This window comes from Zhongshania sp. (genome assembly GCF_047636175.1).
Lineage (GTDB): Bacteria > Pseudomonadota > Gammaproteobacteria > Pseudomonadales > Spongiibacteraceae > Spongiibacter.
In genome coordinates this window covers 73,485-90,971 of record NZ_JBLIKC010000019.1, presented here as the reverse complement: position 1 = coordinate 90,971, position 17,487 = coordinate 73,485, and the positions used below count along the sequence as shown (strand labels likewise).

Sequence of the window (17,487 nt, the reverse complement as noted above, 5' to 3'; positions counted from 1 at the left end):
AGTGCTGCAGAAGTTAAAGCGGTCACTTTTGGTGAATAGAACATGCTATTTCCGTTTATTGTTGTTATCCACCTAAATATTATCACCATCAATAACTGGCTAATATTGGTGTTCCTTTAAAAAGATTGTTTTTTAATCGGAGTCATTTTCACAGTTAAGCCCTTAACCTAAAATTAAGGGCGGCTGCGCGTTTAAGTGGACTACCAATCAAAGCAATGACAATTATGATTTATAAGTGACTGTCTTTACAGTGGAACATCCAAGCAAAGTTAGAACACTTTGCATATATTGATCATGCTGACACCTTTTCGTCCGCTTTGAAAAAGATAGGTACCTAACACCTAAGCAGTGGATGGTTTAAGAGACAAAGTCGCTATTAAATAAATCTGCTACTTGATGGGTTGCGTCAAAATCCACAGCCCAACAGAGGTAAATAACACCATCAGGAAGAGCATGGGTAGTTGGCTCAACGCAGCCTGCCGGCGGGTAGGGAACAGGCGCAATGCCTCATGGTGGGCCAGCACCACACTGACGATGTGACCGAACAAAATTAGCGCCACTTGGCTATGCCAGATCCAAGCCATATCGGGTATAAGCAGTGTACGGAAAAACCCTGCGGTGCCGAACAAATTCCAGCCCCAGCCGAAGGGGTCAGAGGCTAGGCTGACGATCTTCACGCCCTGGGTGGGGATGAGGGTGAAGTAGTGAGTGATGTGGTAAACCAATGCGATCGGTAATAGTGAAAAGCCGAAACCCAGCGCTAGCTCCCGCAGCGTGTGCTTGCTTCGGGTAAGCCACTTAGCAAGTGTGATGAACAGCAGGTAGACCGCCAAATACAAAAATGGGGACAGCAGCAGAAATAACGACTCATAGGCCAGGTAATACGGGTGCAAGGTCTCAAAATACATTAGCGCTGGTTTTCCGAGCAAGGCCTGCAGCATCCCGAAAGGGTCGTTCCAGAATAGATTAAACCAGGGTGCTGTCACATGCAGGCCATCGAAGGCGGTGGAAGACAGCATGAACAGCACAAACACAAGAAGACTCCAGCTCTCTGCGCGAGCTTCAATCAGGCCGGCGAAGGGCATGCGCCAACGGAGTTGACCGCGTTTCCCGGTTTGTTCGGGCGCACAGTAGTGAAGCGGCGCCATCAATGCGATTAAGCGCATAAACACACTGAGAAATTCGCAGTATTTAAACCAGGCTCTCTTGCCGATCAGCCACACGCCCAGAATATTGAGAACGGTGTAGCTGCTGAGCATCACAGCCAGCGAACGTGGTTGATTGAACGTGAAGAGCTCGATCCAGATGAAGCCCATGTATAAAGCTAATGCTGGCCAATAAGCCAGCCAGGCCGGATAACGCCAACGCCCCGCTGTGAAACTCTTGACGCCGCCTTCAAGCCATTCACACAGCACGAGCCATGGGTTGATGGTGGAGTAAATATTACCTATGACGGCGCTGAGATAACTGAAGCCGAGAATGAACACGACCCAGAAAAAGGTCATGTTGAAGTTTCGGTAAGCGTCGGTAGTGCCGAAAAATCCGGTTAGAACGCACAACAACAGCAGCAGTACGCTAAGGCCTCTGAGCGCTGAACGCAGTCGGAGCATCCGCATAACCCCTACCCAGCGACTCTTTGTAAGATCGCTGCCGCGAGGAACCGCACTAGCATCTGGCAGCTGAAGGAACCAGCCTGTTATTAGAAACGACACTAGTAGTGCCGCTGCGGCACCGCAGAGATACATCCACAGCGGTATGGGCAAGTTATAAATTTGTCCAAAAGAATGCGCCGAGGCAGTCCCTGGCATTGCGACGGAGCAAAACAGGATAGCGGCAACGATTCTGTACCGTGTCGGCGTTGCCGAACGATTCATTGAAGCGTTACTTCCTGCGAGCCAAGCACATCTTCGCCGATGGTAGGCACCGGCGATGATTGAGCGTTAATCAGGCCACGCCCCGTTTGTCACCTTGACCGCGAAAAACCCGTTGTATGCATCGGAGTACCAAATTTCTTTGCGTTCGGGCACAAACGTTGGCGATGAATACGCCCAGTTGCTTCCTTCTGGATATGCTCGCTCAGCCACAGGGGCATTAAAATAGGCGACTTCTTTGGGGTTGTAGGGATCGCGAATATCAAAAATACGCAGACCGGAGACGGCCATTCCGCAAGCGACGATTTGAGGGTCAACTCTGGTGGGAGTGGTACAGAAATGGGCGGTGTAACCTTGAACTGTTAGCAAAGGCGTATCGACACCAGGGTCGCCGGCTTGGTCGACAAAATTCTCCGGTTGATGCACGTCTAGACGTATATTCGAGATGACCTTTGGATTGGTCTCATCGCTGATATCAATAATCCGCGCTACACCAGTTTCGACCTGACCCCCAAATTCATCGGTTTCGATGACATAAGGCTTGCCGCCAATCGTGATAGGGACGGTGCTCTGAGGAATGCTGACCGATTCCCAGGTTATATTCGAAATTCTAGTGACTGTTGGGTTAAGGACCCGGTCTTGAACCTCAGTGATATCAAGGATTGCAAAACCAAAGCCCTCATCATCCGGTTCGGTGCTAGCGAGGTAAGCCCGCGTGCCATCGTCAGATATTGATAGACCGTGCGTAACGAAGTTGCCGACCCAGATTGGTACTGGAGCTTCTAGGATGGTTATGTCCAGCGCAACAATCGTTTCAGTCGACTGAGAGGCTGAGTAGTAAATGGTGCCATCTGGGGAGAATGCCCCCTCGTGGCCGTAAACGCCAAGAGGCGTCGAAGACTTGAGCAATGGCAGCAGACAATTCTTGGAAATGTCGTAGATATCTACAATACCAGGAAGGACTGCCTGACTTAGGTTGCCCATTACTGCACCGAGAAGCCCTCTTTCTTGGTTTATCGCAAGTGATTCGTGAGGAGACAGCATCGCGGGAGAAGTTAGAATCATACTCAGCTGGGGATTGCTTGGATCGGACATGTCCAGCACTCGAACACCTAAATTCGCATCACCAGCATTGGTTGGGGGCAGAAGTGTTGTATCGTAGTAGCCGCACTCGTTGCCAGCCTCATCAACGTAGCGATGGACTCGATAGCCAGCTATTGTGCCTACCGTAAAATCCGTGTTGCCAAAGGCCCCAACTAGTTCGGTGTTGCAACGAAAGCCGCGAGCAGCGCGACCTTCTAGGTGATCTTGGCGACTTACACGTCCCTGAATTCCGGTCTCTGGCCAGTCATCTGGACCACATATAGCCTTAGGCACCGCAACCAGTTTTGGTTCATCAAAACTGTCGCCGACACCGCTGGTCAGGTCTGACGAGCTGGTGCCACCGCAAGCGGCCAATGCCATGCTTGCCGCAACAATAAACCCAAGCCGATTGACGTGAGACGTGCTCTTATATTTTCCGATTTTCACTTAATCTCGCTCCTAATGACGCTAGCTTTAATTTTATATGCGCATATTAACTCTATAACACGAACAATAAGCAGAAGATTAAGTAAACAACCATCAAGCTTTACTAATCCACGCAAACAGAAATAACCGAAGATTGCAAAGCAGGGCAGCCCACTTCTAATAACCTTGTGGTTGTACCAAACCGTCAGAATGCACTGCGAGATGGCAAGCAATATCTAATCTGATGCCTGCTCAATAACCGCGTTAAGACCTTCCCCTTGCAATAAGAAGGAGGTTTCTAGGCCGACGTATTACCGCGCATTCCTTTAGAAAAACGTTTATTGACCTTGCACTGATCAATAACAAAGACTTTATTGCGATCATCAACGCCACAGGGCGGTCGACGGCTGAAATAGTGAAGTATTACGACACGCGCGACTGGCTAAAGAACAATGCCATTCACGGTATGTCAGGTCTCATTTAGACAAAACCATTTCGCAACGGTAGCTAGCCTTCGCATTGGGGCTTAGATGCGAGTGGACGAATCTGTAACCGCTTTGATTGGGAAATCAGCACTTTGCTTGGTAGTCCAAATTAAGCAACAAAGTCGCAACTGCGCATATCTACATATGTGCATAATATATATTATGTTAAATGGCATGTATAAGGATAACTAGGACTAACGTTGTGTGCTGGGGGTTGTTGGTGTTTGAACAGATTCAGATCTGAATATTGGGGTGTTACTTGTGAGTTGGCGGCGTTTCAAAGCCTGCCCCCCATAGGAGGATTTGCAAGCACTTAAGAAAGAATAAGACCTAACTAGACTTACTGAACAGCGCCAATTTCTAAGTAATTACCAACAGCCGTAAGTACAGCCTCCCATTCTTTGAGCGCTATGGTGTCACTTGGGTCGTTACCAAAGCGAACGCCCATCTAACGTTATTTGGTGTCTAGCAAACGCTGGCATGTTCACTTAGTAACAAAGGGAATTAAACATGCACGAAATCATTTGTCCTCACTGCACAAAGGCTTTTAAGGTTGACGAAACCGGATACGCAGATATTCTAAAGCAAGTTAGAGATAGCGATTTTGACGAGCAGTTGCATGAGCGCCTTGCGCTAGCCGAGAAAGAAAAAAATAATGCGGTTGAACTAGCTAAAGAAAAAGTAAGTAATGAAATGCAAAGGGTGTCTGCAGCCAAAGACACTGAACTACAAGAGCTCAGAGCAAAATTAGAAGCCAACGCTGTTATCCAGAAACTAGCTGTCACTGAGGCGCGAGGCATAGTTGAAAAAGAACGCGATGACCTTGCCAATGAACTTAAGCAAGTAAAGCGAGATAATGAATCAGCTGCCAAGCTGGCAGAAGCCCAACTTTCGAGGGAGCTGCAAGAAACGGCGGCCAAAAAAGACACTGAGATTCAAGATCTAAGAGCAAAACTAGACGCCGGAACAATAAGCCAGAAAATGGCCGTTACAGAAGCCGTCAGTGTTGTCGAGAAGGAGCGCGATAAACTTCAGAATGGGCTTGATCAAGCAAAGCTTGAAAAGGAACTTGCTGAGAAGGCTCTGCAGGAGAAGTACGAAACCCAAATCAAAGATCGCGACGACGCCATAGAACGTCTCAGAGACATGAAAGCTCGTCTATCAACAAAGATGGTCGGTGAAACTCTTGAGCAACACTGTGAGACCGAGTTCAACCGTATTCGTGCCACTGCGTTTCCACGGGCTTACTTTGAAAAGGATAACGACGCTAGCACTGGCAGCAAAGGCGACTACATTTTTAAAGACTCAGACGGTGCAGGCACACAGATCGTTTCGATCATGTTTGAAATGAAGAACGAAAACGATACCACTGCTACCAAGAAAAAGAATGAAGACTTTTTAAAAGAGCTTGATAAGGATCGCATTGAAAAGGGTTGCGAGTACGCTGTGCTAGTGTCTTTACTAGAACCAGATAGTGAGCTTTACAACACCGGAATTGTAGATGTATTTCATCGTTACCCGAAGATGTATGTTGTAAGGCCGCAGTTTTTTATGCCGATTATTTCGCTGCTGCGCAACGCGGCAATGAACTCACTAGAATATAAAACAGAGCTTGCTCTGGTTAAATCACAAAATATCGACGTCACAAACTTCGAAAATGACCTTAATGACTTTAAGAATGCATTTGGTAAGAACTACGACCTTGCATCTAGGAAGTTTCAAACAGCTATTGATGAGATTGATAAATCGATAAATCATCTTCAGAAGACGAAAGAGGCACTGCAGGGAACAGACAGAAACCTTCGCCTAGCAAATGATAAGGCCCAAGATGTCACCGTTAAGAAACTGACCCGCCAAAACCCTACAATGGCGACTGAGTTTGAGAAAATAGCTGGTCAGGCTCCCCTTCCCTCTGATGGTGATTGAACTTAGAGTGGCGCGGAGAGTTGCCGATATTTAGAATACGGCGGCAATGGTGATATCTTTCCATCGCCGCAACTTATACCTTCAGGCTGAGATTAAAAGATTATGGCACCGGGCATAAACCCTTCATGATCAGCCAGCATAAAGCGTGATATGTAAGAACAGAGTTATTTCATCGTTTAAATACAGATAACGCTGAGCAGCTAAAATATCGCAATAAGAACACCATAAAAAAGCACTAGAAAGCCACCAATCTCTGCGGCTATCAAGGTCCACATATATAGTGAAATCATCCTTGATGAGATTGTTAGCTGGCCCATAGCATGGGGTGACTTTAGTTGGTTGTCGGTATCTTTCAGTAAGCCGTGAACAAGATATGTGGTAATCGCTGTGGCAAAATAAAACACCACTACGCCTACAGCAATTAACTCAACCCTATTTGAAAGCTGACTTACCTCTGCAAACTTTGCCAATAATATTGCCGCAAAGGCGTACAGCAGAGATGCCCTATGGCAAATATCCACATAGGGATGTGCGCTGCTATCTTCTGACTTCATTATTTGTTGGTATTTCCACACCCCAGTAAGGAGCCCGGCAAGAAAAAACACACCGGCCGATATAATGGCCAAATTCTCAGCATTCATAAGAAATTTTCCTAAGCGTAAGGGACGTAAAGTATCGCGACCGACTTTGCGGCTGACTTATAAAAAACGGCAAACGTCAGTTTAACACCGCAAATAGCCGTTCCTGCCACAAGCGCTCAAATCAAAGTAGCCCAGTATATCAAAAACCTGTAATACCACCCTGCTATATACGCCGCAGATGGCCAATCAGAATCACAGCATCAGTGCCGGCCTAACAGCTTCGGCAAATTTATCTTTCTGTCCTTAACATCAGTAAACTAGCGCTACTATAAAAAGACCTCCCTAGAAATCGACTTTATGCACACACTTGCACAGCTTCAGTCCGGCGAATTAGCCGGTATTCAGCGCCTAAGCTTGGCCGCAGATTTGCGTGAATTTCCGCTTGAGATTTTGTCGCTGGCAGATAGTCTGGAAATTCTTGATCTGTCTAATAATCAGTTGACGACCCTGCCGGCGTCACTCGCGCAACTTAAAAAACTGAAAATTATTTTTGCCTCCAATAACCTGTTTACCGTTCTGCCGGATGTGCTGGGGGAATGTGAGAATTTGGAGATGGTGGGCTTTAAAGCCAATAAGATACACACCGTGCCGGCTAGCGCACTGCCAGCCAAGCTGCGGTGGCTAACGCTAACCGACAACCACATAGCGTCTCTACCAGAAGCGCTGGGAGAGCGCCCTCGCCTACAAAAATTACTACTCGCGGGGAATAGACTAAGTGAACTTCCTGAATCTCTAAGGCAGTGCAAAGATCTGCAGTTACTGCGTATCTCTGCCAACCAACTCACCGTCTTTCCAGCGCAAATATCCGATCTGCCTAAACTGGCCTGGATCGCTTTTTCGGGCAACCCTTTCAGTCGCTGTAATGATAGCCTGCAGTCTGCGCCGCTGATATCATCATCGAGTTACCGCGTACAGCATGTCCTTGGCCAGGGCGCATCTGGGATTATTTCCAGCGCCTCGTGGGCAAAGCCTCAGACTGAGTTTCCAAACGATATTGCGGTGAAAGTATTTAAAGGTAAAGTGACCAGCGATGGCTACCCTGAAGATGAAATGCGGGCGTGCTTGAAAGTGGGCAGTCATGCCAATCTAGTCAGTTCGCTGGCGCAGGTTAAGGAGGCCGACTACTTAGCCTTAGTGATGCGTTTGATTCCCGCGCAGTTTCATAATTTGGGATTACCGCCAAGTTTAGAGAGCTGCACCCGCGACATCTTTCCGGCCGGTTTCACCTTGTCGATAGAGAAAATAATAAAGATCATTGAACAGATGCGAGGGGTGTTTACGCATTTGCATGCCGCTCTGGTTTGTCACGGCGATCTGTATGCCCACAACACCTTGGTCGATGAGCACGCCAATGTGTTATTTGGTGATTTTGGCGCAGCGAGCATGTACCACATGTTGAGTGAATCGCAGCAGCAACTCATTAAAACGATTGAGCGCCGTGCGCTGGCTTATTTTATTGATGATCTTTTAGAGATTTGCGCCCAAGATGATAGGCAGAGTGATCAATATCAAGGTCTGAGACGAGAGACCAGTTAGTCATTTGGCTAGACCACCGAGTCTAAGACCAAAGCATTGCCTCAAGCTCCATTAAAAAACCAGATTTGGCGCGAGCTTAATAATATAAGCTTGCAGCTGATTTATAAATTACGACAGGAATCGATATGCGCTTATATTTATTGGTATTGTTCAGTGTATTGCTGATGGCTTGTGGTGGTAATTCTAGCTCCAATAGCGCCGCTACGGCGAGTGGATTAGCGTCATGGCCAGTTTCGCAGCAGGGTGAAAACCCGCCTCCAGCCCCTGAGCAATTCGAGCCTATTGTCACTAACGGCGATGAACTCGCCAGTATGCTGCCCAGTAATGTTGTAACCCGTCTGTTTGACCCGGTCGCCTTTGGTTACACCATTAACGATATAAGCGATCCGGTGATTGTAGAGCATATGGTGCGCTCGACCTTTGCTCAACTTCAAGATGGCTCGCGCCCGCAACATGCCTACCACTGGTATGGCCACCCTGATGAGAACGCTGGAGTAGCCTTAATTCCGGTCGAGTTTTACAATCGCTACGGCACTAAATTATATGGTGAAATTGTGTTGCCCTATGCGGCAACGGGCAGCCCTAGAGAGGGGCCTTTTCCAGTGATCATCGCCTTAGAGGGCTTGAATACTAATATCGCCATGTACCGCTGGTGGCATCGCTTGTTTGCCGACAACGGCTATATGGTGTTTGCCTTTGATTTTAGTGGCCAGGGCCATTCTGACGACGAGGCTGAGGGCGACCCCGGCAATAATTTGCATGACGCCCAAGACGCGATGACGTATTTGTTTGAGCAGTCGTCAGTAGCTAGCGTGCTCAATGCCGAGCAAGTCGGCGTGATAGGTCACAGCATGGGCGCCGCTGCAGTGCTGCGCGTGCAAGAGCAGGAAGCGAGTAACGCCACAGAACCTAACCCGGTGCGAATCAAGGCAGCGGTAGCTGCAGCGCCGGTGGGTGAGTCGGTTAGCGCGAGTCCGATTCCGATCATGATTCAAACCGGTGATCACGACGGCCCCATCGCTCCCCTGCCTTTTATTAATCCTGCGGTTGTTAGACCGTTGTACGATAGCTTTGAAAACGACAGGGCATTTATTGTTGCCGAGGCCTCAAGTCACGGCCAGCACACCAATTATCCTTTCCTTCCCACCGCGACGTGGGGGCGGGATATTGCCGCCACTTACTCTTTAGCGTGGATGAATTATTATTTGCGCGGCGACGCCTCAGCGTTGTCGGTCCTTGAGGGCGGTCATCCGCATTTATCGTTTTTGCACGATAGCGCAACGCGGATAAATGGTCTTGAGGAAGTCTATCGCGGAAATGGTTTGGCACCCGATCCGGCTGAGTTTCAGTAGCATCGGGAGTCGCGCTGCACTTAATCCGCTATATATGGCTTGGCATTAGGCCATTTTTCCATCGCCGTTATTCTCAATAACGGCGCCTCTGCTGATTCCACCCCCGCAGTCGCCAAGCCTCCGTCAGCCAGCTAGAATAGTGCAAAGCATAACCGACGGAAAAACCGGCCTACTTGCCCATGATGACAAAAGCCAAAGATACATTACTCGCTAAGTACCGGACCCGCATCCGTGAACACGCTATCGTCAATGCCAAAAAGCAGTTGGCACTGAGAGGGATCACACCGGGGGAGTTAGAACCCGATGAGCTTGAGATTTTGGTTTATGACGAGGAGGTAAAACTCCGGGGTAAATTGAAGAATTACAGTCTAGCCGCCCTGATTACGGCGCTCACCCTGGGTCACTTTTAATGCTGATACCCCTACTGCGCAGCGGTGCGCTGTATATGATTTGGCGGCGCCATATTCGCCAGCGTGCGCTGGGTCTAGTGGTTACTGTGTTTATTATATTAGCAGTCAACTTAATCCAGTCAGAGGCATTGGCTTTCTTTGTGGCAACCGACAAACTCGACCTTGCGCCCCTGGCCTTTTATTTTCGTTGGCTGGGCTGGTTGAGCGCGGGCGTAGGCTATATGTGGTTTGTTGAGCGCAAAATTGCCAAGGCGTCTAAAGCTGCAGACGCTCAGCGTGGCGGGAGCGCTAAGCCGCCAGCTAAACCAGTTGCGCACCACGATGGCTTTGATGCCTTGCGCAACAATGCGCCTTTGCGCTCGCGCGCAGACATTATGCTAGAACGGAAAAAGCGTGAACACCGAGACTGAGTTAAACACTATTATCGCAGGCTGGGATGAGCGCGATAAAACGATTATCGCTATTCTCTGCGACATTAAAGACGACACCGACGCTGATAGTAGCTCTGTGGGCAACTCGCCCGACAAGATTGCCGAGAAGATACGCTGGATGTATCACTCTCGCACTAGGCACAGTATTAAACGCAATTTCAAACGCGTCGTTAGACAAGATGCTAATAAAGATATGCTCGGTCCCACTTACGAAGTTTTATTATCCGGCGCGGCCAAAAAACTCGGCATCCATAAGCACTGCAAATCACTAGACGATCACGAGCGCTACATCCCCCAGGCGGTTATCGTTGCCGCTCTAGCAAAAATGAACCCCGCGCAAAGAGATCAGTTTTTTAGCGAAGATATTAATGCCGGGCCCATGTGGGAAGCGGCGGGAATCAACAGCGGCGGACTTATTGGCCTGCGCACGGCAGCCAGCGTGATTGCCATAAGCAATGCCTCTGGGGCAGCAGTGTATGCCGGGGCAACAACAGCGCTGGGCTTTGCAACGCATGCGGTGGGCATCACTTTGCCATACGCGGCTTACACCGGCCTGTCCGCGACCATCGCTCAGCTTATTGGCCCACCCGGTTGGCTCGCTCTGGCTACCTATGGTTTTTTTAAAGTAACGGGCACCGACTGGAATAAATTAATGCCGGTACTGCTAACCATCATTGCCACCAAGCACCGGCGTCAACTGCTTGCTCAATCGGCATTGCAAGACCAGAACTTGCAGGCTCGGGGCGTGAAGGATAAGGGCGCGGAAGATCAGGCATGGGAAGGTATAGGCTCAGCTCCGAAAAAGAGCATTTAAGTAAACCCCATAAGCACTGATGCTAGGTGCTCTTTCTAGCAGTTAACGCTAGCAAACAGCACTCGCCGCCACATTGGTCAACACCTGCTTAACATTAAGCAACTCATTAATAGCTGGATCACCTACCCTCAACTACCAACGTCGTATTACCTACTAATAAATACAATCTCACAACTGCACGCTCAAAGTTGAAGTCCCCGCGCAGAGGCAAGCCTACCGAGAATATCTCACTAGAAATCACTTGGGCTGCGTTCGATTATTTTACTAGGTTTAGAAGAAGCCATTTTGCGGATAGTCATGTCAATGGCGCTCAGCTTGCGAATAACGAAAACTGCCCTATATTGGTAGCAACACTATGGAAAAGGCTTTCTAAATAAAGTGATCTGCTTTGTTGGATTTTAACAATAATTATTAGGGGTATATCTATGTCCAGTGTCAAAAATATCAAACTGCCCATTGGGCTCTGTCTATTATCACTGGCCATCAGTGACGTATACGCTCAGGACACGAGCAAATCGGAGAAAACACAGGAAATTGAAGAGGTCATTGTATTAGGGTCTCGTAAGCCTGGACGCACGGCGGTTGATATGCCGGTTCCAGTGGACTCCCTAGCTGCAGAGACACTTCGTCAAACCGGCCAAACCGAAGTGGGCCGAATGCTGCAATCCGTTGCACCGTCTTTCAATTTTTCCAGCTCATCAATCAGCGACGGTACTGATGCGCTGAGGCCCGCCACACTCCGTGGCCTCGGACCAGATCAAACCTTAGTTCTGATAAATGGTAAGCGCCGCCACACAAGCGCCCTTATTCACGTCAATACGTCAGTGGGCCGAGGCACCTCGGGTGTTGACATGAACGCTGTGCCCGGTGCAGCTATCAAGCGCATAGAGGTGCTCAGAGATGGTGCGGCGGCACAGTACGGTTCAGACGCGATTGCCGGTGTTATTAATATTGTGCTCAGTGATGAGCCAGAAGCCGGCCGAGTTGCCGTGTCTTATGGAGAATACTCTGAGGGTGATGGCGAAACGCTCAATATCGACCTTAGCAAAGGTATTCCTCTGGGAGATCGCGGTTTTGTGAACGCGACCTTGAACTATCGTGATCGTGGGTCGACCAATCGCGCGGGACTGAGCGGTCAATGCCAATATTTGGCCGGCTGTGATGCCAATAATGACGGCACGGGTAGCGCAGATCCCGACGGTATAGACGAGGCATCTGATCCAAGGGAAGCAACATTCCCACGTCGTAATTTTAGAATTGGTGATGCGGATTCAGAACAGTTCGCGGTGATACTTAACTCCGCCTACCAGCTGAAGTCTGGCGAGCTATATGGTTTTATGACCTATTCTGACCGTGAAAGCACATCGGCGGGCTTCTATCGCCGCGCTAACCAAGCGGGCAACAACCCGACCCTAGCAGATGGCGAAGCCTTTGCACCAGACGGGTTCCTGCCTTTGATCAATACCCAAATCGACGATTTCTCTGTAAACCTAGGTTATAGCCAGGAATTTGCCGATGACTTAACCATGGATGTTTCTTACACCATCGGCTGGAACGACTTTGCATTTTTCATTAGCAACTCAGTGAACGCATCCTTTGTTAATGATTTGCGCTTTAACCAAGGCCTCAGCGATGCCGACATTAGGGCAACAGCGTCTAGATCAGCCGACGCCGGTGAGCTAAGCCTTGGCCTGCAAACCATCAATTTTGACTTCACTAAATTACTTGGCCCATTGAGTGTGGCTTGGGGCGCGGAATTGCGCCGGGATGATTATGAAATTAAGGCCGGAGACGAATACTCCTACGCTGACTACGACACTGATGCTAGCGGCGCGTCGCTGTATGCCTCGGATGCCAGCGCAGGCATACAGGTTTTCCCTGGCTTCCAACCGGGCAATGAGCTGAATGAAAGCCGCGATGTGTGGTCGCTATATGTGGATACGGAATACGATATTTCTGACGCATGGCTGGTAAGCGGCGCGCTGCGCTACGATAACTACGATGATTTTGGCGGCACGCTTAATTTCAAACTCGCCAGTAGTTTTCGGGTAAACGACATGGTAACCCTACGAGGCGCGGCGAGTACCGGTTTTCGCGCGCCGTCGATGCAGCAGCAGTACTTCAACAATATTAGTACCCAGTTTGTATCCGATGGTATGGGTGGACTGTCTGCACAGGAGCGCGGAACCTTTCGTAACGACAGCCCGGTTGCCCAAGCAATTGGTATACCTGAGCTGAAAGAGGAAGAGTCGCTTAACTTGAGCTTTGGCGTGGTACTAGAACCCAGCGACAGCTGGACGGTCTCGGTAGATGCCTACCAGATTGATATTCAAGATCGGATTGTCCTTAGCGGTGGCTTAACCTCAGCCTTGGGTGACCCGAACCTGACAGCAGCCTTGAACGCAGCTGGCGCTAGCAGTGCCCAGTTCTTCCTAAATGGCGCTGATACCGAAACCGGTGGTGTGGATATTATTAGCACCTATTCCATGACCGCAGGCGCTGGCGATTTGGCGATTTCATTTGCTGCTAACTTTACTGAAACTGACGTGACTAAGGTGTTTGCCGGCGGTGGATTGGCAACGCTTAATCCCTCTGAGGTGTTTAGTCCTCAGGATATTGCGATTATTGAGGAATGGCAGCCAAAGGACCGCATCAATCTTAGTTTCAATTACTCCTTGGAACGTTTCACCGCAGTACTGGCTTTCAATCGTTACGGCGAGTACACCGTGTGTGAAGGCTCCTGTAATAGCTCGTCCAATCGACAGACCTTTGGTGCCAAGATATTGACCGACATAAATTTAAGTTACCGCCTGCAAGACGACCTTACGTTTAACTTCGGTGGCAACAATATTTTTGATGAAACACCTGATAAAAATGTTATCGGTCAGAGTCGTGCCGGCACGATTGCAGACGCCAGCGGCAATGTCTTTGTAAGCTCTCCGGGGGTGTTTCAGTACTCACGTCGTTCAGCCCCTTTTGGCTTTAATGGCGCGTACTTCTTTGCCGGGCTAACGTATGATTTTTAGTAGTTGACACCACAACTAGCGACGCGCTTACATCCCTGTAAGCGCTTACCACTTAGGCAATAAAAAAGGCGAACTGCTCTCAGTTCGCCTTTTTCCGTTTTACAACACCAGTGGCGCCTCGCAACGTGATTAGGCCCTTAAGATAAGACCTTCGCTATAGGCGGGTTCACACGCACCGAAAATGGCATTTTTATCTCGTATGTCACCCCAGCAACACGGGTGGGAATAGGCGAACCGGGCTGAACCTCTGGGGGTAACAGTCCTAGCGGACGACTGCGTTGGCCAGAGACATAGATACGATCGCCACTTGGGGCAATTGCTACCCCGGTGACTTCGGTGAGCGACGGGTTTCCCGGCAGTTGCAATAAGGGAATGGTCGTCCGATCTGGCAGCAATACCATGCAGCGCATATAGCCGCCGTCTTCCACTACCAGCATTTCACCGTCGAGTGTCATCGTAATATTGTCGACACCGGTGAGCGGCTCTTCGGCATTGTCGAAGGGTGAGCCTGCCACGTCACTGCGGGGCTCATAAATACTTTCCAGAGTTTGGCCCTCAATATCAATAACCCAAATATTGTCATCACTTTTGGTGGAGAAAAAGATAAAACCCTGAAGCCACCAAACGCCTTCGTTACCACCGAAAAAAGTGGCGTCTACCATATCTACCGTTGCCGGCTGCGGCGTGCCGTCGTCAATAGCGTCATTCCATACAATGGGGGTGGGCCCTGCCCGCGCCGCATCAATACCGGCCGGCACATACAGCACCTGTAATTTACCGGCATCCATGTCTGGCCGCTCATTGGCAACTGGCCAGCTGCTTATATTCCAAACCGTGCGATAAAAACGATCGGTTGCAAAGTCGATATCTTCGGTGTGATAAATAGCGCGGTTGTCGGTATCTATGGCGACCATTTCGTGGGCCTTGCGTCCAAAACGCGGCAACTCAATGTATTCGCCGCCATCGCGCAGCGGACTGCACTCAAACATTTTGCCGTCCCAAATCTCTTCGCCATTAATCCAGGTGCCCCACGGCGTTGCCCCACCAGAGCAATTAGTGGTGGTGCCGCGCTGACATGGATAGGCGTCAACTAAATTACCCACAGCATCGAAACGCAGCGCACTGACGCCGCCGCCAAAACCGGGAGGAAGTAACTCAGCGGCGTCGCGACTTAAGTTAGAACGAAACAAGCCTGTCGGGTCTTGGTCACGAATCGTGGTCAGATCCCTAGCCTCGGAATTACTAACATAAATCCAACCACCGTCATCGGTGCGAAACGTTGCCCCGCCATCGGGATCGGAATGCCACAGAAAGGTCGGATCTACATCAGGTAGCGGGGCTTCGCCAAACACCGCTAACTGACGGGAGGTAAAACCTTGGGGCAGACGAATTCCATCTTCATTGGGCTCAAGCAATGGACCCATAGTTTTAAACTTGCTGGAGAAGCTCGCCGAAGACCCACCACTACTGGAGCTGCTGGAGCTACCGCCGCAAGCCGTCAGCCAACTTGCCATCGACAGGCTACCCGCAGAAAACAGTAAATTGCGCAAAAAAATTCGCCGCGACCAGCCCTTACGCTCCACGTCCTTCAATAATGAGTTCACATGTATTCCTTTAATTTATTGACAAATTTCAGCTGGAATGTCGATTCGTATCAAACAACGCCGCATAAGCCACCCCATATCAGCAACCTTCTTACCACAATAAAGTGTCAAACGTATGAATAGCCCGCAATACTGCGACTAATATCGTAAGAGGCACTAAAACCTAAGCTGATGAGATGTTGGCAGGGAAAACTGGATACTAAAACAACACCAGATATTTGGAGGGGCTAAAGAAATCCATGGTTGGGGCTACAAATACATCAGCATTGCTGCTGTCTGCGGCCTATACTTCACACCAAGCTAAGCAGCCACAGCATCTTCATACTAGGAGAGAACATTGATTCAGAATAGCTATATAAAATCCTTTATTGCTGCCTGCATGCTGATAATGTCATTAGTTACATCGGCCTCCGCGGACCTGCGCTCTACGCTCGCGAATACCTCCATTGAGGGCAGTCCACTACTGGCACCCTTAGCCTCACGCGCCTTTTATGCAAAACGGCTTTACGCACCCGTATGGACTAATCAACCGCAACGCCTAGAGCAGCTGCGGGCCGCTATCTCTTCAGCCACTGAGCAGGGATTGTCACCCGCGAACTACCACCAAGAAATATTACAGTCTGCCCGAGGTGATGCGCTGGAAGTACTTGCGACGGACGCTTGGCTAGCACTGGCTGCAAACATCGTCGGCGGCCAGCTCAACCCGGTCACGATCGAGCCAGATTGGACTGCCGCGCGCCGCGAACGAGATCTAGTTAGCGCACTCGAACAGGCGATTGCGTCGAACCGAATTGTTGACGCCTTGCGAGACCTCGAACCCAATGCACCGAACTACACCGCCTTAAAGACTGCGCTCAAAACCCTTAGAGAGCGGGAGAATTTCGATAACTCTGCGCCTATAACCGCGGGCGCTGCATTAAAGCTGGGAATGACTTCAACGCGCATCCCAGCACTGCGTCTAAAGTTGGCTAAGCGAGGTTTTGATGTCGGCGACTCCCAGAGTGAGTTTTACGACCCCGATTTACTGGCGACAGTGATCGCATTTCAGCGCGCGTCTAGCCTCGCCGATGATGGCATTGTCGGCGCCGCCACGCTGCGGCTACTAAATATGACGGATCAAGACCGCCAGCAACAGCTAATAGTTAATATGGAACGCTGGCGCTGGCTGCCCGAAGACCTAGGCGAGCGTCACATTCGCGTGAATATTGCGAACTACAACTTAGAAGCTCGGAATCGCGGTGTTGTAGAGCGAACGCATCAGGTCATTGTCGGCCGTGATTACCGGCAGACACCGGTATTTTCGAACAACATTCGCTATATGATTGTGAACCCTTGGTGGGAGACGCCGTCGAGTATCGCTCGCAAGGATAAGATTCCCGCGTTCCAGCAAAATCCCGAGAAAGTTCGCGAGTTGGGTTTTGACGTTCTCGACCGCGATGGCAATTTACTGGACTCTGATAAAATCAATTGGGGAGCCTATAGTACAAACTATTTTCCGCTGCGGTTGCGTCAACGTCCCGGGCCGCTCAATGCCCTTGGGCAAGTTAAAATCATGTTCCCCAACCCCCACGATGTCTATCTACACGACACCGCTTCGCGCGAACTATTCGCGAAAACTGACCGCGCTTTTTCCTCTGGCTGTGTACGCGTGCAAAACGCACTTGAATTGGCTAAATGGTTACTTGAGAAAAACCCCGACCATGATCTAACAAGCATCGCTTCGGTCGCGGCAAGTGGCAAGGAAACCCGGATTAATATGGTCAAGCCGGTGCCGGTACACATTCTTTACTTTACCGTCATCATAGACGCCAACGGTAAGCCCGTGTATCTAAACGATCTTTATAATCGCGATCAACGTGTTGCCAAGGCACTTGAGGGCTAA

The 17,487-nt window shown here is 49.7% G+C and carries 12 protein-coding genes; 8 read left to right on the top strand and 4 right to left on the bottom strand.

Annotated features, from left to right (window positions below):
• Nucleotides 1–389: 389 nt before the first annotated feature.
• On the bottom strand, nucleotides 390–1,874 hold the full coding sequence (locus ACI955_RS12450; protein ID WP_415244065.1) for a hypothetical protein: 1,485 nt from the start codon (nucleotides 1,872–1,874) through the stop codon (nucleotides 390–392).
• A 66-nt stretch (nucleotides 1,875–1,940) separates the two neighbouring features.
• A complete protein-coding gene (locus ACI955_RS12445) occupies nucleotides 1,941–3,401 on the bottom strand; it encodes an LVIVD repeat-containing protein (protein ID WP_415244064.1) in 1,461 nt (486 codons plus the stop codon).
• A 974-nt stretch (nucleotides 3,402–4,375) separates the two neighbouring features.
• Here ACI955_RS12445 and ACI955_RS12440 point away from each other — a divergent pair.
• Complete coding sequence (locus ACI955_RS12440) at nucleotides 4,376–5,791, top strand: DUF2130 domain-containing protein (protein ID WP_415244063.1); 1,416 nt, start codon at nucleotides 4,376–4,378, stop codon at nucleotides 5,789–5,791.
• 200 nt (nucleotides 5,792–5,991) lie between these two features.
• On the opposite strand, the gene ACI955_RS12435 is transcribed toward ACI955_RS12440, so the two are convergent.
• On the bottom strand, nucleotides 5,992–6,432 hold the full coding sequence (locus ACI955_RS12435; RefSeq protein WP_415244062.1) for a hypothetical protein: 441 nt from the start codon (nucleotides 6,430–6,432) through the stop codon (nucleotides 5,992–5,994).
• 297 nt (nucleotides 6,433–6,729) lie between these two features.
• Here ACI955_RS12435 and ACI955_RS12430 point away from each other — a divergent pair, with 297 nt between their 5' ends.
• The 6 genes from ACI955_RS12430 (at nucleotide 6,730) to ACI955_RS12405 (ending at nucleotide 14,001) form a co-directional block, all read left to right on the top strand.
• The gene (locus tag ACI955_RS12430; RefSeq protein ID WP_415244061.1) at nucleotides 6,730–7,968 is read left to right on the top strand and encodes a leucine-rich repeat-containing protein kinase family protein; all 1,239 of its coding nucleotides are present in this window, start codon (nucleotides 6,730–6,732) and stop codon (nucleotides 7,966–7,968) included.
• Between the two features lie 125 nt (nucleotides 7,969–8,093).
• Entirely contained in the window at nucleotides 8,094–9,320 is a 1,227-nt protein-coding gene (locus ACI955_RS12425; protein WP_415244060.1) for an alpha/beta hydrolase family protein, read from the top strand.
• Between the two features lie 179 nt (nucleotides 9,321–9,499).
• On the top strand, nucleotides 9,500–9,730 hold the full coding sequence (locus ACI955_RS12420) for a hypothetical protein (RefSeq protein ID WP_415244059.1): 231 nt from the start codon (nucleotides 9,500–9,502) through the stop codon (nucleotides 9,728–9,730).
• Entirely contained in the window at nucleotides 9,730–10,140 is a 411-nt protein-coding gene (locus tag ACI955_RS12415) for a hypothetical protein (RefSeq protein WP_415244058.1), read from the top strand. Before ACI955_RS12420 ends, ACI955_RS12415 begins: the two co-directional genes overlap by 1 nt.
• Nucleotides 10,124–10,975: a hypothetical protein gene (locus ACI955_RS12410; RefSeq protein ID WP_415244057.1), complete on the top strand. Its 852-nt coding sequence runs from the start codon at nucleotides 10,124–10,126 to the stop codon at nucleotides 10,973–10,975. Before ACI955_RS12415 ends, ACI955_RS12410 begins: the two co-directional genes overlap by 17 nt.
• A gap of 425 nt (nucleotides 10,976–11,400) precedes the next feature.
• Nucleotides 11,401–14,001, top strand: coding sequence for a TonB-dependent receptor plug domain-containing protein (locus tag ACI955_RS12405; RefSeq protein WP_415244056.1), 2,601 nt, complete (start codon nucleotides 11,401–11,403; stop codon nucleotides 13,999–14,001).
• Nucleotides 14,002–14,138: 137 nt separating this feature from the next.
• Here the strand turns inward: ACI955_RS12405 and ACI955_RS12400 are convergent, their stop codons facing one another.
• Nucleotides 14,139–15,605: an alkaline phosphatase PhoX gene (locus ACI955_RS12400; RefSeq protein ID WP_415244055.1), complete on the bottom strand. Its 1,467-nt coding sequence runs from the start codon at nucleotides 15,603–15,605 to the stop codon at nucleotides 14,139–14,141.
• A gap of 337 nt (nucleotides 15,606–15,942) precedes the next feature.
• On the opposite strand from ACI955_RS12400, the gene ACI955_RS12395 reads away from it, so the two are divergent.
• Nucleotides 15,943–17,487 carry a L,D-transpeptidase family protein gene (locus ACI955_RS12395; protein WP_415244054.1) on the top strand — a complete coding sequence of 515 codons (1,545 nt, stop codon included), beginning with the start codon at nucleotides 15,943–15,945 and terminating at the stop codon, nucleotides 17,485–17,487.

What these genes read in the sequence shown, in the direction of transcription:
- ACI955_RS12450 (WP_415244065.1), bottom strand. Translation starts at nt 1,874, where the DNA reads ATGAATCGTTCGGCAACGCCGACACGGTACAGAATCGTTGCCGCTATC.
- ACI955_RS12440 (WP_415244063.1), top strand. Translation starts at nt 4,376, where the DNA reads ATGCACGAAATCATTTGTCCTCACTGCACAAAGGCTTTTAAGGTTGAC.
- ACI955_RS12435 (WP_415244062.1), bottom strand. Translation starts at nt 6,432, where the DNA reads ATGAATGCTGAGAATTTGGCCATTATATCGGCCGGTGTGTTTTTTCTT.
- ACI955_RS12430 (WP_415244061.1), top strand. Translation starts at nt 6,730, where the DNA reads ATGCACACACTTGCACAGCTTCAGTCCGGCGAATTAGCCGGTATTCAG.
- ACI955_RS12425 (WP_415244060.1), top strand. Translation starts at nt 8,094, where the DNA reads ATGCGCTTATATTTATTGGTATTGTTCAGTGTATTGCTGATGGCTTGT.
- ACI955_RS12420 (WP_415244059.1), top strand. Translation starts at nt 9,500, where the DNA reads ATGATGACAAAAGCCAAAGATACATTACTCGCTAAGTACCGGACCCGC.
- ACI955_RS12415 (WP_415244058.1), top strand. Translation starts at nt 9,730, where the DNA reads ATGCTGATACCCCTACTGCGCAGCGGTGCGCTGTATATGATTTGGCGG.
- ACI955_RS12405 (WP_415244056.1), top strand. Translation starts at nt 11,401, where the DNA reads ATGTCCAGTGTCAAAAATATCAAACTGCCCATTGGGCTCTGTCTATTA.